The sequence below is a fragment of the Enterovibrio baiacu genome, from assembly GCF_004120195.1.
Lineage (GTDB): Bacteria > Pseudomonadota > Gammaproteobacteria > Enterobacterales > Vibrionaceae > Enterovibrio > Enterovibrio baiacui.
In genome coordinates this window covers 30,181-55,626 of sequence record NZ_SCHN01000007.1, presented here as the reverse complement: position 1 = coordinate 55,626, position 25,446 = coordinate 30,181, and the positions used below count along the sequence as shown (strand labels likewise).

Here is a 25,446-nt window from a genome sequence, read left to right as displayed (position 1 = left end):
CCTACAAAGAGTTAAGGAAAGCAACCAGTGCTTCTCGTTCTTGTTTATTCATGTTGAGTACGCGCTGCTTACTGGCCTCCGCCTCTCCGCCATGCCACAACACAGCTTCAAGCGCATTTCGCGCGCGACCATCGTGCAAATAATTTGTGTGTCCATTCACTTCTTGCGTATAGCCTAAGCCCCATAGCGGTGCGGTGCGCCACTCTTGCCCATTCGCGATAAATTCACTGCGGTTATCTGCCAATCCTTCCCCCATATCATGAAGAAGAAGATCCGTATAAGGATGAATGGTTTGGTTGCTTAACGCAGGTCTACCTTCAATAGACGCTGTTTTGAGGCTAGTCTGATGACAGCTTCCACAATTCGCGTCGGCGAACAGCTTTTCACCAGCCTTCACCTGTGGATCGTCAGTGTTACGACGTGCTGGTACGGCAAGATGTTGACTATAGAACTCAACAAAATTCAGAATCTTTTCAGAGACCTCAGGCAGCCCGCCGTTGGGTAAGGTATCGCAGGAAGTTTGAGAAGAAGTGCAGTTTTCGACTGAAAAAAGGTGGCTTGTTAAGCCTAAGTCGCCATTAAATGCCGCTGCGTTTTGCTGCATCAAGTTAGGTTGGCCGGCTTTCCAGCCAAATCGTCCCATCACGGACGCGTTTTTCTCAATGTCCCAAACCAGGTTTGCCCGCCCAGAAATGCCTTTGTTTTCTGCCGCCTGTTTTTCAGCAATGGCGAGAAGGTCACCTTCTGGCACAGACTCCAGCAATCCAAGCCCAATCATGGGTGGTGCAATCCTCACAGACACTTCTGTGTCAGGGTGCATCTCACCATAACTCAAATCTGAAAGTTCAACGATCGGCTTTCTTAAGCTCACTTTCGTGCCATCGGCAAAGGTTTCGACATGCATTTCAAAACGAATGTTGACCTTTGCTTCTGGCTCTACGCCCGGCAATGCAAAATCTTGAAGTTGGCCACCATAGTTCGGCTCAGGGATGTTCCCATCCATGATCAATCGTTTTTTCTGTTCCGCTGTCATGGCAGGGATGCTTAACCGGATGAGCATAGAGACGGCATTGTTATCCCCTTCTTCAGGCAAGTGACCACGCCCATCTTTGATGTGACAGTTTTGACAACCATTGGTATTGAAAAGCGGGCCAAGGCCATCACGCGCATCGGTTGATGCTGGTGCACTCACCCAAGGGTTTCTAAAAAAGCTGTTCCCGACGCTGAAATCGATGCGTTCTGAGAGAGGGAGGTTCGATGCAGGCTGTGAAAAGGCATTTGCGCCTTGCTTCAATGTGGTGGTTGCGCCGCCAGAACGAACATCATCGGCAAAGGAAGGCATGGCAAACGCCACTAAGAGGCTAAGTACCGGATACTTCATTATTTCGTCCAACTGAAATGTCTACATGTGTTCTTGGTGTGTATTTGCCGCCGCTGAACGGCATACATTGTTCTATCAATGCGAGGATATTTACTGCCTCGGTAAAACGCCAAAAGCCCCCAGTTGGGGGCTTAGGGTTAACACGGCTAACTTAGAACTGGTGATCAGCCGTGTCTGGGTTCAGATTGGTAATTCCAATCGCGCCCGCAGCTTGTTCAATGCTACGAGTTTGCTGAACCAATGCCGCAATCGCGCCATTTACAAGTGCGTTGCCTTCTGCGTTGTCTGCAGCGATCAACTGGTCAAAGTGAACATTGTTCTTCTCTGCCGATTCCACCAGCTTAAACACTTCGCTGCGCGCGTTATCAAAATCAGTTTTGATCTTCGCTGCCGCTTTTGGATCGGAGGTTTTCACCAATTCAAGCACTGATGGTCCAGACAGCTTTTCACCATCCAAACGCTGGTAAGACCCCGTCATGACGTTGTAAATACCTTGCTCATTGTAGAAGTGTGAGTTGTGCGTGTTGTCTGAGAAACAATCGTGCTCATCTTCAGTCGAGTTTGCTTCGAGTGCGACCTTCATGCGCTCACCAGCAAGTTCACCAAGAGACAATGAACCCATGCCGAACAGCATTTTACGCAAGCCGTTTTCAGCAGAATCATTCAATAGCGCAGCACGGTAGTTGTCTGCTTGTGTCGCTGACCACTGGCCTTCCATCCAAGCAAGATCGGTAATAAGAAGCTCTGACGCTGCTTTTAGGTAATCAGCACGACGGTCGCAGTTTCCATTGGTACACGCATCACCCGACGCAAAATCAGTGTAAGGACGCTCACCCGCACCAGGGTTCGTACCGTTTAAATCCTGACCCCAAAGCAAAAACTCAATGGCGTGATAACCGGTTGCAACGTTGGCTTCAGAACCACCCAGTTCGTTCAGTGATGCAAGCAGCTCAGGCGTAATGGTGCTTACGTCTAACGTTTCGCTACCGATTTTCAATGATGTATTTGAAACGATATTGGCGACTGCACCCGCGTTGCCCAGTTCATATTGGTAATCTTGCGCAACATAGTCGATCAAGCCTTCGTCCAACGGCCAAGCATTCAACTGCCCTTCCCAATCGTCAACGACAGCATTACCAAAACGAAAGACTTCCGATTGTTGGTAAGGCACGCGAGAAACCAACCACGCTTGGCGTGCTTCGTTAAGCGTTTTTTCAGAGGGTTTGGCGATCAACGCATCAATTGCGCTATCAAGTTGCTTAGACGTTGTCAGTGCATCGCTGAACGTTGCGTGAGCGATGTCTGCATAGTTTTCAACAACGGCTTTTGGTGTGGCTGCAAAGGTAGTGAAAGAAACGGCTGATAATGCCAAAACTGAACAGGCCGAAGCCAAGGGGGAGCGCATCATAATCTTTCCTTGAGTATGTGAATTGTTACCAGTTGTTGCAATTGATAACGATTATTACATTCATACTCAATACATTTCAAATGCTAATGATAAATAATATCATTTAGTTTTAAATTTATTATCTTTTTCCTCTCTTTATTACGCCTTAGTTTGCATACTTTCAGCAATTATCACGTACCCAAATTAGGACACAGGTTAGATTGAAACCAAATGAGTTCGCATAATCAGCAACTCATGTGTAAGGTTTGGTAAGAAACGAGGAAAAAACCTTTAAATATTCACGTATAGAACAGATAATTCGGCGAATTTTTAACATCCTGCCGCTGTTTAAAGGAGACGCTTCGATGGAGAAGCACGAAGAGGTGTTGGTAGCGCTTAGGCAAATCATTCGCGCCATTGATCTGCACTCAAGAAAGCTAAATAAAGAGGCTGGTCTAACGGGTCCTCAGCTCGTTCTAATGAGAGCCATTGATGAATTAGACGAAGTTACCATTCGCCAGCTTTCAAACCACACCAACATGAGTCAGGCAACCGCGACGACAATCTTGGATCGCCTTGCCAGCCGCAACCTTATTGTGCGTGTTAGAAGCAACTTGGACAAACGTAAAGTCCATGCGCACCTGACGCCAGAAGGTCAACAGGCCCTGCAACAAGCGCCGAAACCTTTGCAAGAAAGTTTTATTTCACGCTTTCAATCCCTTGAAGAGTGGGAGCAATCGTTGCTCATTTCTTCTGTACAGCGTATTTCATCAATGATGAACGCGGAAAACATCGACGCTGCACCACTTCTTGAAGTTACCCCTCTTACTACGCTCGATGAAACACACTAAAAAAAGGCCCTCGGGCCTTTTTTTATCATCACTCTTCTTCATTCATAGTATTTCATAAACTGCACTCACCCCTCCTTGGCAGGTGTGCGCTTGCCGAATTTAACTAACCCCGTTGCGAGCGCTGTGCCGAGGAAAATCGTGCAAGCACCTAAGATCATTCTCAGCGTGACGCTCTCATCCAATAAGAAATAACCCCACACCGCCGCGAACAATGGAATTAAGTACGTCACGGTAATGGCATTGGTTGGACCAACACGCTCGATCAATCGAAAATACAAGATGTATGCAAAGCCCGTCGACACAAAACCCAGAATGATAGCTGCAATCCAACTTGCTTGGCTTGGATTAACCTCTGGCCAGAAAATAAGGCCCAATGGCAATAACGCGACGGAAGATCCTATCTGACTGCCTGCAGCAGTGACAAGAGGCGGAACACCGTTGAGGAAGCGTTTTGCATAGCTCGCTGATATGCCATAAAACACAGTAGCACCTATGACAGCAAGCACAGACCACCCTAGCCCACTCGAACCAAAATCCAGCTTTCCCCACACCAAGACCATCACACCAACCACACCAATCAATAGCCCAGTCATGCGCGTGTATGTCAGTTTATCTCCCAACCAGAAGTAGGCAATTATCGCGCCCCAAATGGGTGTGCTTGCATTGAGGATGGCAGCAAATCCACTCGAAACATTCATCATCGCGAATGCAAACAGTACAAACGGAATGGCGGAACTGAATAAACCAACACAGCAGGAATGAAACCAGTTTGCTCGAAATTCGTGTAGCTGTTTCCTCACCATCAAAATGGGCAACAACAAGACAGATGCCAACACGACGCGAACGGTGATCAGTGCAAACGGCCCAAAATCTGGCACGGCATAGCGAATAAACAGGAATGAGGCTCCCCATAACGCTGCAAGTAAAAGCAGTTCAGCAACGTCTTTTTGCTTCATTTCCATCTTCTTTCCTTGGTCCCTTATTTCGCACTCCAGCACGCTGAAGTACGTTGCATTTAACAGCAAGATTACTACGACTTCTCTCCAATGACTGGCCATTTTCGGGCATCACATACGGTAAAGAAGGCGGCTCTGCCTGTAATGATTATTGAGCAGAAAGCCTAAATAGTTAGGCTTGTCGCATTTTTATTGGCTAACTCACTCATATGCCTAAATAAAAGGCTATCTAGACGACTAATTGAGCAATAAGCCCTACATTGAGTATTGAAATCACCGCATAAGCATCTAGTTTTATATATGGCTCTCTCTTTAGGATCGGATACATGGATGAAACAATCCGCATCATCATAATCGATGATTCAGAGGCGGTGTTGGTCATGATTAATACAATGCTTAATGACCTTGGCTACCACAACGTCACGACGTTCTCTTCCCCGATCAAAGCATTGGCTGAATTGCACCAATACCCTACGCGATATGATCTCGTACTCACCGATTTAAACATGCCTGATATCGACGGAATGGGACTCATTCGACACCTTGGGGAAATGCACTACAAGGGGGGAATCTGCATCGTGTCCGAGTTGGACGTACGCATTGTTGAACTGGCAGCAGAAGTTGCTCGCCAACAGCATGTCTTCTTGGTTGGAAACATTTCAAAACCCATCAAGATGGATGCATTGCAGCTGGTGATGGACAGGTTGCATCAAGCAGAAGAGCGAAAGTTTCTACACTATGAGCAAATGACAAAGAAAGAACTTATCACCTGCATCGTCCATCGACAGGTGAAGCCCTACTATCAACCCAAACTCAATCCAGAAACGAACCGTGTTGAGAGCTTAGAAGTACTGGCTCGGATCATTTCCCCCGGTGAGCCAAATGCCATTCTGCCTGGACGCTTCATTCCGACGGCCATTCGGTTTGATCTGATGGATTTGATTACCATGCAGTTAGCAGAAGCGACCGCTGATCACATGAAAGAACTGTCGGACATTTTTGGTGATAGCATCAAAATCAGCATCAATCTCTCTCCATCACAATTAGCTGATCTCGATATCCCCAGTCGACTCGAAGATCTCTTCAAAGATAGAAATATTGATAAATCCCGTATCGTATTGGAAATAACGGAAGAATATGCGCTCAAATCGTCGGAGCAAATGGAGTCTCTAAACCGATTACGGATCCACGGGTATGGCCTATCACTGGATGATTTTGGTACCGGTTTTACCAACATTCAGCAACTAAGAAGCCTGCCATTCACGGAAGTGAAAATCGATCGCACCTTGGTCAATCAAATTCATGCTGATCAATTCAGCCAAGTTATTGTCCAATCATTAGAGGACATTACGGAATCCTTTGATGTCGATTTAGTGGCTGAAGGCATAGAACACTTTGAAGATCTGGATTACATGACAAAACATCACCCTGGCATTCTATTGCAGGGGTTCTTGATCTGTCGACCTAAGCCAATTGAATCACTTTCCAGTTGGTATAGAAACTGGCTCAAAGGCTTGGGAGCATCCGCCGAAAGTGTCTAATTTGTTCAATTTGCAGCATCTTAACGTGTATTGCCTTATTCAAACGTAAAAGCTTAAAAACGTTTTCATGCCTAAACAGATGCAGGGATGGAAACGTTATTTCCGCTCTGTTCACCCGCTGTTACTGCCCTCCTCACCCTTGTTCACTCCTCAATGTTTTCTGCTGTTTTTTTCTGGAATATCTCTCGTCATTAAGCGTCGATTGGAACACGCTTAGTTTCTACTTTTCGCTATGTCTCACGAGGCATCTGTGTGTTATAACTTGAGAAAGCTCAACGAGTAAGGATACAGAGATGAAGACAATTGGCTTAATCGGCGGGATGAGTTGGGAGTCCACCTCCACCTATTATCGCCTCTTAAATCAACAGACAAGAAAGACACTTGGTGGACACCATTCAGCAAAAATCTTGCTCAGTAGTGTTGATTTTGCAGAGATTGAGGCGTTTCAACGCGCCAACGCATGGGATAAATCAGCCGAAGCATTGATAAATGAAGCGCAGCGACTCGAGCACGCGGGGGCAGATTTTATGATGATCGGCACCAACACCATGCACAAGGTTGCCAACGAAGTGTCTGATGCGATATCAATCCCGCTGATTCATATCGCCGATGCCACTGCAGAGCGCTTATTGAAAGATAAAATTTGCCACGTTGGGTTGCTTGGTACGCGCTTCACTATGTCTGAACCTTTTTATAAAGAGCGTATTGAATCTTTTGGCATTACTGTCTCTGTGCCACCGGCATGGCAACAAGACGTGGTGCATGAAGTGATTTATCAAGAACTTTGCCAAGGCGAAGTGAATACACATTCTCGCAAGCAATATTTGTCCATCATTGACGATTTAAAAGCACAGGGGGCAGAAGGCGTGATTTTAGGTTGTACGGAGATTGGTTTACTCGTTCAACAAAACCATACTTCCGTCCCTTTGTACGACACCACAGAGTTGCACGCTGAAGCGGCAATCAAACTTGCGCTCGCCGAGTCATAGCGCGTCTCGTTTAAATAGGAAGTAAAGCGATGACAATCAGAACCGCCACTGTCGATGATCTTGCAGTTATCAACGACATTTATAACCACTATGTGGTCAACACAGCCATAACGTTTGATTATGACCCTTGGTCAATCGAGCGAAGAAAAACCTGGTTTGAGAAACTCACCAACAGTGACGGCTACTACCATGTGCTGGTCAAAGAAGACGAGGCAGGTAACGTTATTGGCTTCGCTTACAACAGCGAGTTTCGTGAAAAACTCGCGTATCGCATCAGTTCAGAAATAACGATTTATCTACGCCATGATTTGAAAGCCAAGGGGCTGGGCTCTTTGCTTATGCAGGCGCTACTCAAGCAAATGGCTGCCTCACCGGTAAAACGTGCGTATTCCGTCATCACCTTACCCAATGACGCTTCACTGGCGCTTCATCGAAAATTTGGCTTTGAGCAAGTTGGTTATTTGACCGACGTCGGATTCAAGTTCGATCAGTACTACTCGGTCGCCATCTTGGAAGCGACTGTGTCAGATTTTTAATGCTCATCGCCAAATGTCATACCACGCATAAAGGAAAAGCAGCATTGCTTTCCCTTTATGCTGGCTGAACCAATTTATCCCCTTCTCTTTCTGAGCACTACATACCTTTCCGAACAAAAACCCACGAAAACAGGTGTTTCTACCTACACTTAGCATGTCATTTTTGGAGCTTTCGATTCACTAAAGGGACGCTGTGTAATGAAAATATCAACAAAAATAAGAACGGCATTTATTGCAATGAGCGTTGTTACCGTCATCGCAACCGCGGCAATCATGACAATGACTGCAAACCGCGCTTCAAGCCTTGCACTCGAACATCAAATTCAAAATCAACTGCTTTCTGTGAGAGAAGTAAAGAAAGCTGAGATCGAGCAATACTTTGAAGGTATCGGCAAGCAGTTGATTAATTTAGCAAACTCAACCATGACGGAAGACGCCATGTCGAAGTTTGCGCAAACATTTCAAAGCGTGCCAACAGAAGCCATCATTACCGATAATCAAGCTGACAAACTACGCGATTATTACGTCAACGAGTTTGGAAAGACCTATCAGGACACCAATGCGAAACCTGTCGATGCGGTTTCAAGCTTGAATAACATCAGCTTGGCAGGTCAGCTATTGCAGCAAGCCTACATTGGCGTCAATGAAAACCCTCTCGGCAACAAGCACCTCCTCGACAAAGCCTCTGACCAAACCACATACAGCGAAGTGCATGAGGTGTTTCATTCAAACTACCGCACCTTTTTAGAATCTTTTGGCTTCTACGACATCTTCTTGGTCGATTTGGACGGGAACATCGTTTACTCCGTCTTTAAAGAGCTAGATTACGCGACAAACCTCCAATCGGGCCCGTACGCGGAAAGCGGCATTGCAAATGTTTTTAATGCGTCAAAAAGCCTCAGTAAGGGCGAGTTCAGCTTCGAGGACTTCTCCCCTTACTTACCTTCTTATAACAGCCCTGCCTCATTTATAGGGTCACCCATTGTGAAAGACGGCCAAACTATCGGTGTCTTGATCTTCCAAATGCCTATCGACAACATCAACCAGATCATGACGTACGGCGGCCAATGGAAAGATAACGGCTTGGGCAATACAGGGGAAACCTTCATTGTGGGCCCCGACAACCTCATGCGCTCGCAAAACCGTTTACTTGAACAAGACAAACCCGCCTATGTCGACATATTGCGCCAAACTGGCGTGAACAATGACACCATTGAACGCATCAATGTCACCGCCTCATCGTCAGGGCAACAACCCATCAGCTCCTCACATGTAAACGCAGCGCTCGGTGGCGAAACAGGTTTTTCCATTAGCCAAAATCACGCGAACAAAGAAGTGTTTGCCGCATACAGCATCATGGATATTTTTGGCAAAAAATGGGCTCTAGTTTCTGAGTTAGAGAGAGAAGAGGCCCTCCAAGAAGTTGTTTTGCTCAACAACGCACTCTATAGGACTGCAGGAATTGTTGGTGCCATCATTATTGCTTTATCACTGGTGGTCGCGTGGCTTATTGCGAGTAGCATCAGTCGCCCCATCACATCATTCAGTAAGCGTATTGCTCACATTGCCACGACACATGACTTAACCATCCAGTTAGACACCCGAGGAAACGACGAACTCACTGAACTGTCAAAATCAATGAATGTGATGTTGAAAGACTTCCTGACGTTGATCCAAGGTGCAGACAGCACAGTGAAGGCACTCGACAATGCATCTACCGATATTCAAGGCAACATTCATGGCATGCAAACTGAAGTCGATGCACAAGCGGCGAATTCGAACCAAGTGGCGACCGCGGCGAGTGAAATGAACGCGTCCATCTCAGAGGTGGCAAGCTTTGCAAACAACGCCTCTGAATCTTCACAAAATGTCGTGAACTCGGTAAAACAAGGCACGACGGTCGGCAAACAGTTGGTAAAAGAAATTACCGACCTTTGTGAGAAAATGCGTGATGCCACGGCATCCATGGAGCAATTGTCCGCAGAGAGCGACTCAATTGGTACTGTGCTTGATGTGATTCAAGGGATTGCAGAACAAACGAATTTGTTGGCGCTGAATGCAGCCATTGAAGCCGCACGCGCTGGCGAACAAGGCCGCGGGTTCAGTGTGGTTGCTGATGAAGTTCGTTCTCTGGCGATTCGAACACAAACGTCCACCGAAGAAATTCGCGCAAAAGTGCAATCTCTGCAGGCCGAAACGACAAAAGCCGTGGCGGGGATTACAAGTGCTAACGAGTTTGTCGCTAGCAGCGTAGACAATTGTGATAAGAACAACAGCATGCTCGCCGAAATCGAGAACATGATGACGGAAATTAACGCGATGAACACCCAGATAGCGACAGCCGCAGGCCAACAATCCACGGTCACGGAAGAGATCACCTCAAACGTGAAAACATTGCTCTCTCGGCGAAATCGGTTTCTGAAAAAACCCATGATACCGACAGCACGGCAAGCCGCATCAATGAACAAACTCGTCAATTGACCAAACAGATCGGCATGTTCAAGATTGCGTAGTACCCTTGCCTTCGCACTGAACATCACGATCAAAAAGGCCAGCTTTCGCTGGCCTTTTCCTTTATTTACACGCAATCAAGCCTTCACTTAGCTTGCGTTCTCAAGCTCACCCTCAAACGGTAACTCTGACTTAGAGACGTCACCAAAGCCGCGAAGACCTACAACATGCACGTGTTCTTTGTCGTTAAAGATCTTACGTACCAGCTTGTAGGTTGTCCCCTGCTCTGGGCTGATGTTTTCAGGCGCGGCAATCAGTAACTGCATGTCGAGGCGATGACACAGTTCGAACAAGGTCGAAATAGACTTCGCATCCAAACGCGCGGCTTCATCGAGGAACAGAAGACGACATGGGATCACATCTTTACCACGCAAGCGGCGCGATTCTTCTTCCCAACTCTGAACAACCATCAGTAGGATTGCTTGACCTGTACCGATTGCTTCACCGGTCGACAACGCGCCCGATTCAGCACGTAGCCAGCCGTCTGTACCACGGTTAACTTCAATGCCTAGCTCAAGGTAATTACGGTAATCCAACAGTTCTTCACCCAGAATTTGCGGCGAACGCTGACCCATGTCGATGTGTGGGTTCAAGCGTTGGAACAATTTCGCCATCGCTTCAGAGAAGGTCAGGCGGTTATTGCCAAACAAATCTTGGTGCTGTTCCGCGTTTTCAGCCAGGCCTGCCAGTAGTTGAGAGTGCGTATCACGAATCGACACATTCAAACGCACGCCTTTCACCTGACCGAAACCAATGTTTGATAAGCCTTGGTTCAACAAACGAATACGGTTTTGTTCACGCTGAATGGTTTTACGAATGATGTTCGCCACCGATTCAGAACTGATCGCAAGGCGCTTCTCACGTTGTGTCAGTTCTTCAGTGAGACGGCCCAACTCCACTTCCATCTCTTCGATCGCTTCAACAGGATCATCCGTACGGATAATGTCGTGACGAATACGTTCACGAAGGTGTTGGTATACCGCAACGTAGAACAGCACTTTACGCTCTGGACGCGCCATGTCTTCTGACGCACGCAGTGCATCACGCAGAATTTCATTGTCTGACACCGCCAGACGCAGTGCACCCAAGGATTTATCTGACAGCGAACGCAACTCGTCCGCAGACATGTACGCCATTTCGCGGCGGTTTAGCTGCTTCTCAACATTGCTGGTACGTGCAATCTTGAGCACTTCCACCCAACCCGCTTTGGCATTCACCACAAACGTGCGCAGCTCAGTGTATTCTTTGCCCGCTTTCTTGAGGGTTTTCACCAGCGATTTCATTTCTAGTTCAATCGAGGTTAGCCCTTTTTCAAGCTCACTCTTACGCTGACGTGATTGCGTCAATTGTGCATGCAGTTCGTCACGGCGAATACGTGCGCGCTCTTCCGCTTCAACATCGGCACGCACGCCAAGCTCAACCAATTCACGCTTAAACTCTGCCACGGTTTCTTGCTTCGCTTGGTGCGAGCTTTTCAGTGACGCGAGCAATTGGTTGTATTGGTTCACTTGGTCTCGCACTTGCTTCACGGTGTCACGTGAACGTGTACGTGCGCGCTCTGCATCCACCAGCTTGGCTTTCAGTTGTTCGTTCAGCTCACTGCTCTTATCAAGCAAAGCAACCGCATCTTCATAGCCAAAGTGATGACGACGCTCAACCAAATCAGACAAGGCAAACAGCTTTTTCTTAAGCAACTGTAGCGCTTCGTCAGCCTGTTGGTATGACGCTGTGAGCGCATCAAACTGCTCTGGGTCAGCGTCGAGTGTCGATACCAGACCTTCTAGCTCCGCCAGCGCTTTACCGTGTTCACGCATAAAGTGACGTGCTTCGTCCGCCATCGCTAAACGTGATTCCGTTTCTTCCAGTCGCGCTTCTAAGGTGTCGTCTTCTAACGCGTTCACCACGTGTTGAAGTTTGTTCAACAATGCCATGGCTTCTTTCGAGCCCGTTAATTGGCTGCGAACCTGTTGTTCGTTTTCACGCAATTGGCCCAATTGACGTTGAATGCTACTGCGTTTTTCGCGCTGCACTTTCAATGCCGCTTCTGGATCTTCGTTGAACGCCACGTTCAAGTGTACTGACACGAACTGGTTGAAGCTTTGCGTTAGACGTTGCAGCTTCTGAGAATCAAACGAGGCTTTTGCGTAATCTTCGACCAACTCTTCACGTTTCTCGCGCAGATTTTCCAAGCGGTGTTCACGTGCTGCACGGCCAAACAATGGCACTTTCGGGAAACGCGAATAGCGAAGTTGACGGTCGTTCAAATGAACGCACACCGCCCCTTCCATTTCATCCGCGTCGAACACGCTGTCATCAAAGCCTTCTGCCTCGCCTTCAATGATGTAAAGATCATCTGGGCAATCATCAATATCGACCAGTTTCTCTTTGATGCCTTTCAGATCAGGCACCACGATCGCGTGACGTGCAGGACCATACATGGCGCTGAAATACGGCGCATCTTCCATCGTGATGTCATCGTAGATTTCAGAAAGCAGAGTGCCGCCCAGCGTATCCGCAAGAGATTGCAAACGCGCATCGCCGCTACCGCCCGGTTGCGCTAAACGTTCGATTTCCGCTTCAAGCGCCTGCTTTTCAACAGCCAGCTTGTCACGGGTATCCAAGGTTTGACGCTCGTTAACCATCACTTGCTGCATGGTGTCCAGCACTGCTTGGCTGTCATAAAGCTCAGCGTCGGTCTGGTCTGCCAGTTTTTCCAAGGCGTCTTGCGCTGCAATCCACGCTGGCGCAACTTTTTCAAACGCGGCAATGTTGGCGTTAACGTCGTTTTCGTTACGTTGAAGTTCACGCACTTTTTCTGCTTGTTCGCCCACCGCTTCTTCTGCGGTTTCAAGACGCGCTTGCTGACGTTGAAGCTCAAGCTCCACGTCTTCTTCTGACACAACCGCAGCATTGAACTGGCGCTGGTATTGCTCAGACAAAGTTTTCGCTTGTTGGAAGCTGCGCATTTGGCGTTCAAGATCGCGATGCTGCGCCGTCAACTGATCCGCATTTTGTGCAACGTGGCCAAACTCACGACCTTTGGCAATCACATCACGGGCTTTTTGTCCGGCGTCTGAGCGAGAAACGTCACCTGCGATGCTGCGCACCAACTCAAGACCACGCTCAAATTGCTTCGCGGCCGCAGAGGACATATCCAGCTTGTGCTTCAAGCTCAGTAGCTCAGACGTTTGTTTGTCTTCGTCCGCTTTCAATGCACCCAGTTCGCTGGTGGCATTGTTTTGATCTAGCGTATCGTTACCCGTTAACTCACGGGCTTTTTCAAGCGCTTTAACCGCTTGCTGATATTGAAGCGCACGCGTTTGCTGCATGTCCAACGCTTGTTGGTAATCAGCAAGCTGCGTTTTAAGGCTGTCGACTTCTTCTTCACTAAGATGCGCTTGTTCTTCCTGCATCACCAGCTGTTCAGTCGCCTCTTCCACCACCATTATTTGCTCTTCAAGACGCACAGCAAGCTCTTCCAAATCTTCTTGGTAGCGCTCTACTTTCTCTTGTTGGCGAACGGCGGTCTGCACCAGTTGTAGGTGGTCAGACGCCGATTGGTGGTCAAGTTCTAGGTGAGTTTGGCTGTCCGACAATGCATCTAGCTCATCCGTCATACGACCAAACGTACCTTGGAAATCATCCAATTGACGGCGTGAACCCAGCAACTCACCACGGCGTTGCAGCGCAAGCTCTAGCTTCTTACGACGCTCGTTCGCGTGGCGCATGTAGTCAGACGCCACGTAGTTGGTTGATTCGGTGATCAAGTGTTTGAACAAATCACGGTCACGCTGTGTCAGCTTGATGGCTTCGAGCGTCATGCGGTTTTCGCGAAGCGCCACTTCCATGTCTTGGAAGGCTTTCTTCACGCCACCGTTTTGCGGCAGCAAGTAATCACGGAGTGACTTGGTGATGGCACTTGAAATACCGCCGTAGAGTGATGCTTCGATCAAACGGTAGAATTTCGAACGGTCTGTTTGGTTGCGCAACTTCTTCGGCAATGCACCGTATTCGAACATTTGCGCGTGGTAATCAGTAACAGAGTTGAACGCTTTGAATTGCGCCGTTTCATAGTGGCCTAGCGCGTCTTTGACTTCGTTAAGCTGACGAACACGCACTTGGTTAGACGAAACGTTCTCAATCAGGATATCGGTTGGTTTCACGTTCGCAGGCAAGCCTTGAACGATGAAAGGTTTGATATCCACTTTCTTGTCACGACCCGCAACCTGCTGCAAACGCACACCAAAGAGAATGCGTTGATTACGTGAGTTAACCACATCCAAGGCGGCGTAACACGCGCCCGGTTTCAACTTACCGTGCAGACCTTTATCACGAGATGCATTAGAACTGCCCGCTTCCGTGGTGTTACGGAAATGCAGAAGACTTTGGTCAGGGATAAGCGCCGTGATAAATGCCGCCATGGTGGTGGACTTACCTGCACCATTACCGCCTGACAGCGTGGTCACTAAATTGTCGATATCAAACGTACGTGCAAAGAAGCCGTTCCAGTTGACCATCGTCAGCGATTGATATTTACCGCGTTGGATCATGCCTGAACCTCCTGCCCGTCATCGTTTAGATTTTCGTTGTCTTCCAGAATGCCAGCATCAATGGCTTCGTCAGCATCATGGTCATTCAGAAGGCTTGATTGTGCATGGCCTTGTTGGTGCAGCACGGCTTCACCATCACGGATCAGGCGAAGTTGCGCTTCACGGATATCATCCCCTGCACGCACATCTGCACCGAAGCGGAATGTGGCTTCGCTGACGCGGAATTTGCCGGATTCGCCGATGGGCACAATCATGCCGATGCGACGCAAACGACGCAGCGAAGTTTTCACTTTGTCGTACAGCTTTTCACGGTCAAGATCTGACCCCGTTGCACGGAGAGTGACCAGTTTCATCAGTTTCTTTTCATCCGCCAGCGTCAGCAGTTCATCGAACAGCTCTTGGGTGGTGAAAATACCTTCTTGCGCCAAACGTTCTGGACTGAGGTAAAGGAAACAAAGCACTTTGCCGACCAGCATGTCCATTTCAGACAATACGCTGCGACCAATCAGTGATGTTGAACGTGGGCGGAGGTAGAAGAATCCTTCCGGTGCGCGCACAAGTTCGGCGTTATAACGCTGATAGAAGTGTTGTAACGGTGTTTCAAATTCAATCAGATACGCATGGTTATCTAAATCTTCGCTAGCAATATGGCGGCCAGCACGCAAAACACTATCTAACGCCGGGAACAATGGGTTGGCGATAGCTTTCGCCAATTCTTCCGGCATCAAATCTTCAATATTTATCGATGACATTTGCTTGTACCTTGGCTCCATAATCGTTAATTGCTTGCCAGTCTGGCTGAATCGCATTGAAATCAGATTGCGAATAACCAAGACGTACTGCTTGGTTGATAACAATCCGTGCCAAATCGAAGTGGCGAGCGTGTGGGTGTTGAGCCAAATAGTTTTTCAAAACAGCGCCTAAATCGATGCCTGCGCCCGTCGTGCGGTGCCTAGACAACATATCGGCAATTTGATCACTCAGTTGATCGTTAACCACGGTCAGTTCTTCAAATTCAACCTCGGCTGGCATTTCGCCCATGACTTCATCATCACGAAGCACCAAAGCTTCGTCACGCATATCCAGTAAGCGATCCGCGTCTGCGAAGGTTAAGAACCAAGGGCTATCGAAGTATTCTGTCACCGACTGACGCAAACGCTGGCTAAACGCGCGGTTTTTGTCCATGTCGATGGCATTACGAATGAATTTATGAACATGGCGGTCATAGCCAATCCACAAGTCGATGGCTTGTTGACCCCAGTTGATGATGCGGTCGAGCTTCATCTGCAAGTTGTAAATCATGGCATCGACGAAATCGAGATCGTCGCGACCATGGACTTGCTCTTGAATGTTCAGAAGCTGTGTTTGCAGCTGGTCGCCCGCAGATTGCAGGGTATCTTGAAGCTCGCGAAGCGTGCTCGACGTTTCGTTCAGCAGTTGCTCACAGTTAGCAATGGCTGCCTGCCAATCTTGGTTAAGCAGGGCCGCAATGTCTTCTTTCACTTTCTGCTGCTGCTCATCCATGGTGCGCTGGTTAAGATCGATACGGTCGAAAATTTCGGCCACCGAATACTTCAGCACGGCATAGACGTTTTTGCGCCAATACGCTTCATCACCGCCTTCAGAGGCAGCGGAAAGCGCTTTATCGATTTCATCCGCCACCATCGAAAGCTGAATAGACAGTTTCAATGAACTGTATTCGCGATGACGCGCGTAATAATCACTGATCCCTAAGGCAAGCGGCGTTAAGCGATAAATGCTCGCGCCGTCGGTCAGTTCGCTGGTAAAGCGACTTAACAAACGGCTACGAACTAAATCATTAATGGCATTGTTAGCACGAAAAGCGATGGTTTCGCTGCTTTGCTCAAATTGGTCGCTGACGATGCGAAACGCATCGATCAGTTCACCCTCTCCAAGCTCCTCATCAAAACGTTCGCTGCTTAACACAGCAATCGCTAGGAGGAATGCCAGCCGTTCCGGCGGCAGATTGAGAGAGAAGTCGTTTTGTTTCACCCAACCAACCAACTCAGGAACAGTCTGAGAGTTTTCGCTCATCCGTAATCCTTGTTGTCTAATTATTTACCCAAATTGCGTTCAGGTATTTTTGTTATTAATCGAGGGGTTTTTGCGCATATACATGGATATAGCGCCCCAACGAAATAAAAGGTTCTTGGCGGCAAAGCTTCTGCTCCATCGCCACGACCTGTTCAAAGGTGTACTCGCCTGTTCGCGTGTCTTTCATGTAATCGTGAAAGGTGCGTACACCGCTTTTTCCCAAAATTGTAAAGCCAGCGTCTTCTACCCACTGGTACACATCTTCCGGTGGCAGCCCTTTTTGAGGCTGAAGTTTGAACCGTTTTCTGTGCGGCATCCCTTCTTCAATATGGGTTAAGTTGCCACAAATTAAATTTTTAAAAAGTAAGCCATTTTGGTTGTAGAACATCACTGATGCAATGCCACCTGGCTTAACCTGTGATAACACGACATCTAACGCTTCACGCGGATCCTTCAACCATTCCATGACAGCATGGAAAAGCACCAAATCAGCTTGCTTGTCTATGTGTTGAGCAATGTCTTGCACAGGTGCGTGAACGAAGCGATATTGCGACAGAAGACCTGCGTCTTCGATGTCTTTCTCGGCCAATGCAAGCATCTGTGAAGAAAGATCACACAAGGTCACTTTGTGCCCACGATGTGCGATTTGTTGCGATAATTGCGCTAAACCGCCGCCAGCGTCCAAAATGTCTAGTGAAGCGGATTCACCCAGTGTTTTTAATATTGACTCGAGATCTTGCCAAACAACAGCTTGGCGAATTTCTCCTTTGCCCGACCCATAAATGTTTTTAACAAATTTGTGGGCAATGTCGTCGAAATTTCTATCCTCAGTCACAGTGCCTTCGTTATCATATTCTTCAAGGGGTTCATTTTCGCATATGCTTGCCGTTAATAAAGGCTTGATGCACATATTGACCCCTGTTTGACTATATTTCGGGCGACATTTCATGTTTGAACTAAAAAAACTTATATCAACTTTACTGATGCCGCTCCCTGCGCTACTCCTTGTTGGTTTTTTCGGCTTGTTCCTCATCTGGTTCACGCAGCGCAAAGGGTTTGGTTCGTTCCTCGTTTTTGTTTCTTTGCTGTTAATTGCTCTGGCATCTTTTCAACCTATTACTTCATCGCTGTTAATGAAGCTTGAACGTCAACACACTGGATTTCTCACGCCGAGTAAGCCGGTGGACTACGTTATGGTGCTAGGACACGGACACGTCGTTGATGATGAGATTCCTCCCACGTCAGAATTGTCACGTACAGCGCTCATGAGATTGATTGAAGGGATTCGCATTCACTTCATGTACCCAACGTCAAAACTGATCCTGTCTGGATACGATGGCGGCAACGAAGTGAGCCATGCACGCATGCTTGCGCGTGTTGCGATGGCGATGGGTGTGAATAAGAACAATATTCTGTTGTTGGAAACCGCGAAGGATACGTGGGAAGAAGCCTTCCAAGCCGCGTCTGTGGTCGGCCGTAGCAATTTGGTCTTGGTCACTTCTGCGAGTCACATGCCTCGCGCGCTCTATGAGTTTAAAAGTGCAGGCCTTGACCCCATTCCCGCACCCACGAACTACATTGCGCAGAAAGAGATTCACCAACCATGGATTAAGTATTCGCCACGTGCACAATACTTAGAGCAATTCGAACGTTACTGGCATGAGCGTTTAGGCCAACTTTGGCAGCGTCTACGCGACAAAGTGGCGCAACAAGAAGCCGAAGTGCAAGGCGACCCTGTTACCTCGCCAGAGCAACCTTCTCCTGTCACGGAAGTGTTGGCGCCTGTCCCCAACTGATTCTTTACAGGCTGCGCGGCTCACTGCGATAAACCATAAAAAAACGCCCTGACTTTCATCAGGGCGTTTTTCTTTGTCTGCGACTTGATACTGCTACTAGCACGCTCGCGCTAGTACATTAAGCACCTGCGATGATTTTTCTCACCGCTTCAAGATCTTCAGGAGTATCCACCCCCGCCGGAGGCGCTTCAATCGCGACATCAACATGGATTTTTTCGCCATACCAAAGCACACGAAGTTGCTCTAAACACTCAATGTGCTCAATAGGGCTTGGTGCCCAATTGATGTAGGTATTAATAAAGCCAGCACGGTAACCATAAATGCCAATATGACGTTTCAGGTTATGGTGAATTTCCATTGGTGCTTTAGCGAAGTTGTCACGATCCCACGGAATGGTCGCGCGGCTAAAGTACATCGCGTAACCATCTTTATCCGTCACCACTTTCACTGCATTCGGATTGAACACTTCGTCCGCATGATCAATGTTAACAGCAAGCGTTGACATAGGTGCGACACTGTTCGCTAAGTTCTCAGCGACCTGACGAATCACAACAGGTGGAATCAATGGCTCGTCACCCTGAACGTTCACGATGATTTCGTTCGCATCCAGATTGTAAAGCTCGACCACTTCAGCCAAACGTTCAGTGCCCGACTGGTGATCTTCACGCGTTAAGCACACTTCACCGCCAAATGCCTTAACCGCATCAACAATACGCTGATCATCGGTAGCAACAATGACTTTTTCTGCGCCTGACTTCACCGATTGCTCGTATACCCACTGCACCATTGGCTTTCCGCCAATGTCTACCAGCGGCTTCGCGGGCAAACGGCTAGAGGCATAACGGGCAGGGATAACAACCGTGAATTTCATTACTTCACCTCTTCCGACGACAATTCGCGCGCTTCTGTCGTTAACATGACAGGAATGCCTTCACGAATTGGGTACGCCAATCGGTCAAACTTACACACCAGTTCGTTGTTTTCTTTGTTGTAGTTCAGTTTTCCCTTACACGCGGGACAAGCAACGATTTCAAGCAGTCGGTGATCCATATCCATCCTTCACTTTCTTAATGATATTCATCATATTGACGGTGTCTTGCTCGCTGATACTTGCATCAACAGGAAGATACCACCAATTTTCTATATGTGGGTGTTGAGACAACATATCACGGCACTTCACCGCGTCTTTTTCTGTCATCAACAAGTGCTGCCCTTTTTCCGCCAAAGCCGCCAATTGGTCATAATCGAAGGCTTTGTGATCGGCAAACGGCTCGCAGTGAATCGGCGTAATACCCAGCGTACTCAAGGTGTTGAAAAAGCGCTGTGGGTTACCAATTCCTGCCATGGCAACGGCATTGTTTAAGGACGCGGCCTGCGCTTTTTCGCCAGTTTTAAGGTTTACAAATTCGCTTGGGGCGAGGCTCATGGCAATTTCGCCAGCGTGAGGCTGCCCACCATTGCACACGATAAAGTCCACGCTTTGGAGCCGATCGGTCTGCTCTCTCAAGGGACCAAAAGGCATGTAATGTTCATTACCAAATCGACGCTCACCATCAACAATCACAAACTCAATGTCTCTGGCGAGTTTGTAATGTTGAAGGCCATCATCGGTAATGATGACATCAACGCCAAGCGGCAGCAGTGCTTTAACGGCATCGCTTCTAACGGGAGAAATGGCAACTGGCACACCCGTGCGTTGGTAGATCAATACAGGCTCATCACCGGCGTTGTCTGTGGTAGTGCGCTCATCGAGCACAAACGGGTAGCTTTCCGCTTTACCACCATAACCGCGAGACACAACGCCTGGCGTCATTCCCATGGCTTTCAGTTGTTCCACCAACCAAATCACGACGGGTGTCTTACCGTTTCCGCCCACCGTAATGTTACCAACAACAATCACAGGCACAGGCGCACGGTATGCACCGTTACCTTCTAGAAAAGCAGCGCGGCGTTTTCTGGCAATCGCGCCAAACACTTTACTCAGCGGCCACAACAGTGGCGCGCCAAGCAGACCTAGCGGGTGGTTTTCAAACCAAATTTTCTCTACCCATCCCGCCAAGGCTTATTCTCCGAATTGGATGCGATGTAACTGCGCGTAGGCGCCATCTTGCTGAATCAGGGTTGGGTGATCGCCGCGTTCAACGATCTCACCTTCGTCAACAACCAAAATCTCATCCGCGTTTTCAATGGTAGAAAGGCGGTGTGCAATGACGAGCACGGTACGGTCTTTTTGCAGTTCATCCAACGCCGCTTGAATCGCGCGCTCCGATTCTGTATCCAGCGCCGACGTCGCTTCATCCAAAATTAGGATAGGTGCGTTACGCAGCAATGCACGCGCAATGGCAATACGCTGACGTTGACCACCCGACAAGCTCACACCGTTTTCACCAATGACGGTATCGAAACCATTGTCCATTTCACGCACAAAGTCAGCGGCGAAGGCCAATTCCGCCGCACGCTCAATTTGCTCGCGGGTGTAATTTTCTTCAGCTGCGTAAGCAATGTTGTTCGCCACCGTGTCGTTAAACAGGTGAACGTTCTGAGACACAATCGCAACGTGATCACGCAGGTTGTTCAAGGTGTAATCTTGAATGCGAACCCCATCAATACTGATGTCACCGCTGTCAATGTCATAGAATCGGGTTAGCAGATTAGCAATGGTACTTTTTCCTGAACCTGAACGTCCTACCAAGGCCAACGTTTTACCTGCTGGCAGATCGAAGCTCACGCTCTTTAGGGCTGGCGTATCTTTGGTTGGGTAAGTAAAGACAACATCGTTAACGGTTACGTTGCCTTTCACACGATCAATGGTGTGCTGACCGTTGTCTTTCTCTGTTTCCATTTCCATCAATTCGAACAGGCTATTACATGCTGCCATACCGCGTTGGAACTGAGAGGTTACGTTGGTCAGCGCTTTCAATGGGCGCATCAAACCAAACATGGCACCAAACACGACCGCAAACGTACCCGCCGTCAATTCTGAACGAATCGCTTCCGTGTTCGCCAGCATCAATACCGCCACCAACGCAAAAGACGCGATCAGCTGGATCACAGGGTTTGCAATCGCCTGCGCCGACACCAATTTCATGGTTTGTTGGCGCATACGGTTACTGACATTCTCAAAACGCGCCTGCTCAACTTCTTGACCACCAAAGCTCAGCACCACTTTGTGGCCTTTTAACATTTGTTCGGCGGAGGACGTCACTGAGCCCATGGCTTCTTGCATGTTGGAAGAAATCTTGCGGAAACGTTTAGAGACGAAGCCAATCGCCCATGCGACAACCGGTGCAATCACCAGCAATATCGCCGAAAGCTGCCAGCTGTAATAGAACATTAAGGTCATCAGACCGATGATAGACGCACCTTCACGTACGAGGCTGACAAGTGCGCCACTGGTGGCGTTCGCAACCTGCTCAGAATCGTAAGTAATACGAGAAAGCAGCGCACCCGAGGATTCTTGATCGAAGAAGCTCACGGGCATCTTCATGAAATGGTTGAACATGCGACGGCGCATGACCATCACCACATTGCCTGAAACCCAAGATAGCCCATATGTCGACACGAAGCTTGATGCACCACGCACCAACATCAAGAGGACGAGATAAACGGGCATCATCTTCAGAAAATCGCCATCAACCTTGTCATACGTAAAGCCTTCATCAAGCAGCGGCTTAATCATAGAAAGCATCAAGGTGTCGCTTGCTGCGTTGATCACCAAAGCGATAATGGCAACCACGAGGCCCAATTTATAATTCGCGATAAATGGCCACAGCTTTTTGAACGTATCCCAGGTGGTTCTATCTTGGTATTTTGTCATGTGAATTGCTTATATTTCTGCAAGTAGCGGGCATTCTACTCTTTTCTTTTGGGTGCTCCAAACTTCTTGCGGTACCAAAAAGGCTCTGTATCGTTTCTTTGACTAAGAACTCTCCAACCTTTGTCTGAGAATTGTGCACTCACCTGCCCGTCGTAGCCGGTTTCAAACCATTCAATGCCTCGGCTTTTATAACGTGACACGATATCAGGGTGCGGTAAATTCCACGGCGTATAGCGACCCGTCGACGCAATGGCAGCCAATGGGTTTACATGATCAATGAATGCCTCACTTGAAGACGTTTTGCTGCCGTGATGCGGCACAATCACCACATCGGCGGACAAATCATCGTGCTGAGCTAACAAGTAGGCTTCTTGCGCTTTGGGAAGATCGCCCGTTAGCAGCACAGCATGCGTGCCGTCAGACACTTTGATGACGCACGATGACGGGTTCTTCGCCCTCTCTGACAACGTCAATGGATACAGCACCTCAAATTCGAGTTGTTGCCATCGCCAGTGGTTTCCACGCAAGCACGGCAAGTGACCGATGTCATTTTCGCTCGAGCGAACCCATTCAGGCATTAAGTGTTTGATGACCCAATCTTCTCCCCCAGAATGATCGTTATCGCCGTGGCTTAATATCAACCCATCCAATTTGCTACCGCGCTTTGCCAACACTGGCGCAATCACAGATGCGGCAATACTGCCAGATGCCCATGCTGCGCCCGTGTCATACATCACCGCACGCCCTTCTTTCTCAATCAGCATCGCCAATCCGTGTCCTACATCAAACACATCGACACGCCATGCAGAGGTGTCACTCGGTGCACTTTTCCACGTAAGCAGCGCAAGGCTCACTACCCCCGCAGTGATAGGTATGGTTCGAACCCCCACCAACCAGAGCATCAAGCTCAGGAAGACCACAACGATGGGAAAAAGGATGGAAGGACCTTGCGTCTCTAACCACCCAAATGACGCCATACCGAGAAGTCCAATTAAGGGTTGAAGCGAGAGATCGGCGGCTTGCCAAACAAAAGATGACGCCCCCAATGGCGTGAGCATGAGTCCCAACAAGATGAGCGGCACAGTAATTAAACTGATCAAAGGGACAGCCAGCACGTTGAAAAATAGCGCGGTCAAACTGACGCCACCAAACCATGTCCACATCAGGGGCAACATGCCAATCATCAGCACAAATTGCATAATAAGCAGAGATTTTATGTACCGAGCAACCTTCTGCATGGCACTTTCTTCAATCGGGGCTGAGGGGCGAAACAGCGCCATAATGCAAAGAGCGTAAACCGCACCAAAAGAAAGCCAAAAACTAGCAGAGAATATTGAAAGCGGGTCAAATGCCAACACCGCAGCCAATACCAAAAAGAAGGTATTGAAGGGACTGACACTGAACCCACTTTGGCGAATCAGAGAAACAACGAGAAGTGCCATTAATGCGCGTTGGGTGGTCAAAGAAAACCCGGCCATCCACGCATATAAACATGCCGCAACTAATCCCATCATGAGTGGAACCCACAAATGGGTATCGCGTTTTACAATCAGTGGAAACACATATCGAGCGACGGTGTAACCGAAAAAGAATGCCAAGCCGATATGCAGGCCTGAGATCGCCAGTAAATGGGCTAACCCGCTGTCACGAAGTTGCTGCCAATCTTCGCTCGACAACAAGCTCCGTTCACCAAAGGCCAGGGCAATCAAAAAACGGGCACTGCCTAAATGGTTCACGTCATCATAGACAGTGTCATAGAGTTGCTGACGGACGGAAACCCGTTCATTCAACACATTAGCAGTGCGAACAGATCCTTTGCTGTGAATATGACGAGAGAGAAAATAGGTCTCGGCGTCAAAGCCTGCTTCGTTAACACGACCGTAGGGCTCTCTTAATCTTGCGGTAACAGACCAGTGTTGTCCTTGTTTCACCGGCAGCTCAGACCGCCAGTAGAGACGTGCTCTAAATGTCTCAAAAACGGTCAGTTTGCGTCCATTCACTGTGTCGACATCAAAGATTACACTTGTTTGCCCGTTTTCCTTGGTAAAAAGGCTGCCAACTTTACCTGCTATGGTAGTATTCAAATCAACCGTCAGTGCAGTATCGGTTTTATGTTGAAAAACAGCCACAGCGCCTGTTGCAATAAGACACCCAATGGCTGCACCGATAACGATCTCTGACACGTACCTGCGTAACGCTATAAGGATGAGCAGCGTTGTAATGACAACGCCTGAGCTAGGAATACTCGGCCACCATTTCAGAGTGATGATAGCTACCACGATGCCAAACAATAGCTTCATGTTGGTATCGCCCCCGTGTGAAATGAAGACGTATGCCAAGAAAAATAATTAAAAAATTTCTCCCTAAGCATGAAGTCATTCGCAAGCAGAAAGCGCTCGCTGTGTTTGGCAATTTGCTTTACGACCCAAACCTTTGGTGTCTTAACCGACGCTCCGCTTCCGGGGCGTTTGCGGTTGGTCTGTTCATGGCATTTGTTCCGCTTCCCAGTCAGATGATCATGGCGGCAGGTCTTGCTATCATGTTCGGCGTTAACCTTCCCCTTTCTGTTGCTTTGGTTTGGATTACCAATCCCGTGACCATGCCCGTTATTTTTTACGCAGCTTACAAAGTGGGCACGTTCTTGATGGACACACCCGATCAGCATTTCCATTTTGAACTGACATGGGAATTCCTGTTTAACCAAATGAGTCAGATTGGGCCTCCTTTCTTGTTGGGTTGCCTTGTGTTGAGCATTGTGTTCTCTCTTATCGGCTATTTCAGCGTCCGGGGTATTTGGCGATATTCCGTGGTAAGAAGCTGGCAAAAACGCCGCTTACGCTTACCAAAGAAACTCAAAGACGTTCTGAAAAAAGACAAGTCCTAACAACAAAATACCCCGCCCTTGCAAAAACAAAGGCGGGGTATTTTCTTTCAACTGCGCGACTGCGAGTGACTTGCTGTAAGAACCTTAAATCATCTCCTTCTCAAACATCCCGTTGCGATTCACTTAACCTTTCAAGCCTTTCCCAACGCCATGAATTGCCAGAAGCTCGAAACAATGACGCAAACAAAAAGC

The 25,446-nt window shown here is 48.3% G+C and carries 19 protein-coding genes; 7 read left to right on the top strand and 12 right to left on the bottom strand.

What is annotated here, in order from left to right:
* Nucleotide 1: 1 nt before the first annotated feature.
* The gene (locus EQP46_RS05065; RefSeq protein WP_129492614.1) at nucleotides 2–1,381 is read right to left on the bottom strand and encodes a di-heme oxidoreductase family protein; all 1,380 of its coding nucleotides are present in this window, start codon (nucleotides 1,379–1,381) and stop codon (nucleotides 2–4) included.
* 151 nt (nucleotides 1,382–1,532) lie between these two features.
* Nucleotides 1,533–2,789, bottom strand: a complete 1,257-nt coding sequence (locus tag EQP46_RS05060) for an imelysin family protein (RefSeq protein WP_129492613.1) — start codon at nucleotides 2,787–2,789, stop codon at nucleotides 1,533–1,535.
* Between the two features lie 344 nt (nucleotides 2,790–3,133).
* Between EQP46_RS05060 and EQP46_RS05055 the strand changes: the two genes are divergently transcribed.
* The gene (locus EQP46_RS05055) at nucleotides 3,134–3,619 is read left to right on the top strand and encodes a MarR family winged helix-turn-helix transcriptional regulator (RefSeq protein ID WP_129492612.1); all 486 of its coding nucleotides are present in this window, start codon (nucleotides 3,134–3,136) and stop codon (nucleotides 3,617–3,619) included.
* Between the two features lie 65 nt (nucleotides 3,620–3,684).
* Here the strand turns inward: EQP46_RS05055 and EQP46_RS05050 are convergent, their stop codons facing one another.
* A complete protein-coding gene (locus EQP46_RS05050; protein ID WP_129492611.1) occupies nucleotides 3,685–4,581 on the bottom strand; it encodes a DMT family transporter in 897 nt (298 codons plus the stop codon).
* 320 nt (nucleotides 4,582–4,901) lie between these two features.
* Here EQP46_RS05050 and EQP46_RS05045 point away from each other — a divergent pair, with 320 nt between their 5' ends.
* The 4 genes from EQP46_RS05045 to EQP46_RS05030 all read left to right on the top strand — a co-directional run bounded on the left by EQP46_RS05045 (nucleotide 4,902) and on the right by EQP46_RS05030 (nucleotide 10,122).
* Nucleotides 4,902–6,116, top strand: coding sequence for an EAL domain-containing response regulator (locus tag EQP46_RS05045; protein WP_129492610.1), 1,215 nt, complete (start codon nucleotides 4,902–4,904; stop codon nucleotides 6,114–6,116).
* Between the two features lie 293 nt (nucleotides 6,117–6,409).
* Nucleotides 6,410–7,105 (top strand): aspartate/glutamate racemase family protein, encoded by a 696-nt coding sequence (locus tag EQP46_RS05040; RefSeq protein WP_129492609.1) that lies wholly within the window; start codon nucleotides 6,410–6,412, stop codon nucleotides 7,103–7,105.
* A gap of 29 nt (nucleotides 7,106–7,134) precedes the next feature.
* Nucleotides 7,135–7,641: a GNAT family N-acetyltransferase gene (locus EQP46_RS05035; RefSeq protein ID WP_129492608.1), complete on the top strand. Its 507-nt coding sequence runs from the start codon at nucleotides 7,135–7,137 to the stop codon at nucleotides 7,639–7,641.
* 198 nt (nucleotides 7,642–7,839) lie between these two features.
* The gene (locus tag EQP46_RS05030; protein ID WP_240671656.1) at nucleotides 7,840–10,122 is read left to right on the top strand and encodes a methyl-accepting chemotaxis protein; all 2,283 of its coding nucleotides are present in this window, start codon (nucleotides 7,840–7,842) and stop codon (nucleotides 10,120–10,122) included.
* Between the two features lie 119 nt (nucleotides 10,123–10,241).
* On the opposite strand, the gene mukB is transcribed toward EQP46_RS05030, so the two are convergent.
* Genes mukB through cmoM form a run of 4 tightly spaced genes read right to left on the bottom strand, consistent with a single transcriptional unit; the run spans nucleotide 10,242 to nucleotide 17,592 of the window.
* Nucleotides 10,242–14,702, bottom strand: coding sequence for a chromosome partition protein MukB (mukB, locus tag EQP46_RS05025; RefSeq protein WP_129492607.1), 4,461 nt, complete (start codon nucleotides 14,700–14,702; stop codon nucleotides 10,242–10,244).
* Nucleotides 14,699–15,454, bottom strand: a complete 756-nt coding sequence (gene mukE, locus EQP46_RS05020) for a chromosome partition protein MukE (protein ID WP_129492606.1) — start codon at nucleotides 15,452–15,454, stop codon at nucleotides 14,699–14,701. Before mukE ends, mukB begins: the two co-directional genes overlap by 4 nt.
* Nucleotides 15,435–16,757: a chromosome partition protein MukF gene (mukF, locus tag EQP46_RS05015; protein ID WP_129492605.1), complete on the bottom strand. Its 1,323-nt coding sequence runs from the start codon at nucleotides 16,755–16,757 to the stop codon at nucleotides 15,435–15,437. The genes mukE and mukF overlap by 20 nt, the downstream gene beginning before the upstream one ends.
* A gap of 55 nt (nucleotides 16,758–16,812) precedes the next feature.
* Nucleotides 16,813–17,592 (bottom strand): tRNA uridine 5-oxyacetic acid(34) methyltransferase CmoM, encoded by a 780-nt coding sequence (gene cmoM, locus EQP46_RS05010; protein WP_192545477.1) that lies wholly within the window; start codon nucleotides 17,590–17,592, stop codon nucleotides 16,813–16,815.
* 112 nt (nucleotides 17,593–17,704) lie between these two features.
* Here cmoM and elyC point away from each other — a divergent pair, with 112 nt between their 5' ends.
* Nucleotides 17,705–18,553 carry an envelope biogenesis factor ElyC gene (elyC, locus tag EQP46_RS05005; RefSeq protein ID WP_129492603.1) on the top strand — a complete coding sequence of 283 codons (849 nt, stop codon included), beginning with the start codon at nucleotides 17,705–17,707 and terminating at the stop codon, nucleotides 18,551–18,553.
* Nucleotides 18,554–18,671: 118 nt separating this feature from the next.
* Here the strand turns inward: elyC and kdsB are convergent, their stop codons facing one another.
* Genes kdsB through EQP46_RS04980 form a run of 5 tightly spaced genes read right to left on the bottom strand, consistent with a single transcriptional unit; the run spans nucleotide 18,672 to nucleotide 24,670 of the window.
* Nucleotides 18,672–19,424: a 3-deoxy-manno-octulosonate cytidylyltransferase gene (gene kdsB, locus EQP46_RS05000; protein ID WP_129492602.1), complete on the bottom strand. Its 753-nt coding sequence runs from the start codon at nucleotides 19,422–19,424 to the stop codon at nucleotides 18,672–18,674.
* On the bottom strand, nucleotides 19,424–19,603 hold the full coding sequence (locus EQP46_RS04995; RefSeq protein WP_129492601.1) for a Trm112 family protein: 180 nt from the start codon (nucleotides 19,601–19,603) through the stop codon (nucleotides 19,424–19,426). The genes kdsB and EQP46_RS04995 overlap by 1 nt, the downstream gene beginning before the upstream one ends.
* The gene (gene lpxK, locus EQP46_RS04990; RefSeq protein WP_129492600.1) at nucleotides 19,584–20,612 is read right to left on the bottom strand and encodes a tetraacyldisaccharide 4'-kinase; all 1,029 of its coding nucleotides are present in this window, start codon (nucleotides 20,610–20,612) and stop codon (nucleotides 19,584–19,586) included. The genes EQP46_RS04995 and lpxK overlap by 20 nt, the downstream gene beginning before the upstream one ends.
* 3 nt (nucleotides 20,613–20,615) lie before the next feature.
* Nucleotides 20,616–22,370 (bottom strand): lipid A ABC transporter ATP-binding protein/permease MsbA, encoded by a 1,755-nt coding sequence (msbA, locus tag EQP46_RS04985; protein WP_129492599.1) that lies wholly within the window; start codon nucleotides 22,368–22,370, stop codon nucleotides 20,616–20,618.
* Nucleotides 22,371–22,405: 35 nt separating this feature from the next.
* A complete protein-coding gene (locus tag EQP46_RS04980; RefSeq protein WP_129492598.1) occupies nucleotides 22,406–24,670 on the bottom strand; it encodes a DNA internalization-related competence protein ComEC/Rec2 in 2,265 nt (754 codons plus the stop codon).
* A 32-nt stretch (nucleotides 24,671–24,702) separates the two neighbouring features.
* On the opposite strand from EQP46_RS04980, the gene EQP46_RS04975 reads away from it, so the two are divergent.
* Nucleotides 24,703–25,254 carry a DUF2062 domain-containing protein gene (locus EQP46_RS04975; RefSeq protein WP_129492597.1) on the top strand — a complete coding sequence of 184 codons (552 nt, stop codon included), beginning with the start codon at nucleotides 24,703–24,705 and terminating at the stop codon, nucleotides 25,252–25,254.
* The last annotated feature ends 192 nt before the right edge of the window (nucleotides 25,255–25,446 follow it).

What these genes read in the sequence shown, in the direction of transcription:
- EQP46_RS05065 (WP_129492614.1), bottom strand. Translation starts at nt 1,381, where the DNA reads ATGAAGTATCCGGTACTTAGCCTCTTAGTGGCGTTTGCCATGCCTTCC.
- EQP46_RS05060 (WP_129492613.1), bottom strand. Translation starts at nt 2,789, where the DNA reads ATGATGCGCTCCCCCTTGGCTTCGGCCTGTTCAGTTTTGGCATTATCA.
- EQP46_RS05055 (WP_129492612.1), top strand. Translation starts at nt 3,134, where the DNA reads ATGGAGAAGCACGAAGAGGTGTTGGTAGCGCTTAGGCAAATCATTCGC.
- EQP46_RS05050 (WP_129492611.1), bottom strand. Translation starts at nt 4,581, where the DNA reads ATGGAAATGAAGCAAAAAGACGTTGCTGAACTGCTTTTACTTGCAGCG.
- EQP46_RS05045 (WP_129492610.1), top strand. Translation starts at nt 4,902, where the DNA reads ATGGATGAAACAATCCGCATCATCATAATCGATGATTCAGAGGCGGTG.
- EQP46_RS05040 (WP_129492609.1), top strand. Translation starts at nt 6,410, where the DNA reads ATGAAGACAATTGGCTTAATCGGCGGGATGAGTTGGGAGTCCACCTCC.
- EQP46_RS05035 (WP_129492608.1), top strand. Translation starts at nt 7,135, where the DNA reads ATGACAATCAGAACCGCCACTGTCGATGATCTTGCAGTTATCAACGAC.
- EQP46_RS05030 (WP_240671656.1), top strand. Translation starts at nt 7,840, where the DNA reads ATGAAAATATCAACAAAAATAAGAACGGCATTTATTGCAATGAGCGTT.
- mukB (WP_129492607.1), bottom strand. Translation starts at nt 14,702, where the DNA reads ATGATCCAACGCGGTAAATATCAATCGCTGACGATGGTCAACTGGAAC.
- mukE (WP_129492606.1), bottom strand. Translation starts at nt 15,454, where the DNA reads ATGTCATCGATAAATATTGAAGATTTGATGCCGGAAGAATTGGCGAAA.
- mukF (WP_129492605.1), bottom strand. Translation starts at nt 16,757, where the DNA reads ATGAGCGAAAACTCTCAGACTGTTCCTGAGTTGGTTGGTTGGGTGAAA.
- elyC (WP_129492603.1), top strand. Translation starts at nt 17,705, where the DNA reads ATGTTTGAACTAAAAAAACTTATATCAACTTTACTGATGCCGCTCCCT.
- kdsB (WP_129492602.1), bottom strand. Translation starts at nt 19,424, where the DNA reads ATGAAATTCACGGTTGTTATCCCTGCCCGTTATGCCTCTAGCCGTTTG.
- EQP46_RS04995 (WP_129492601.1), bottom strand. Translation starts at nt 19,603, where the DNA reads ATGGATCACCGACTGCTTGAAATCGTTGCTTGTCCCGCGTGTAAGGGA.
- msbA (WP_129492599.1), bottom strand. Translation starts at nt 22,370, where the DNA reads ATGACAAAATACCAAGATAGAACCACCTGGGATACGTTCAAAAAGCTG.
- EQP46_RS04980 (WP_129492598.1), bottom strand. Translation starts at nt 24,670, where the DNA reads ATGAAGCTATTGTTTGGCATCGTGGTAGCTATCATCACTCTGAAATGG.
- EQP46_RS04975 (WP_129492597.1), top strand. Translation starts at nt 24,703, where the DNA reads ATGCCAAGAAAAATAATTAAAAAATTTCTCCCTAAGCATGAAGTCATT.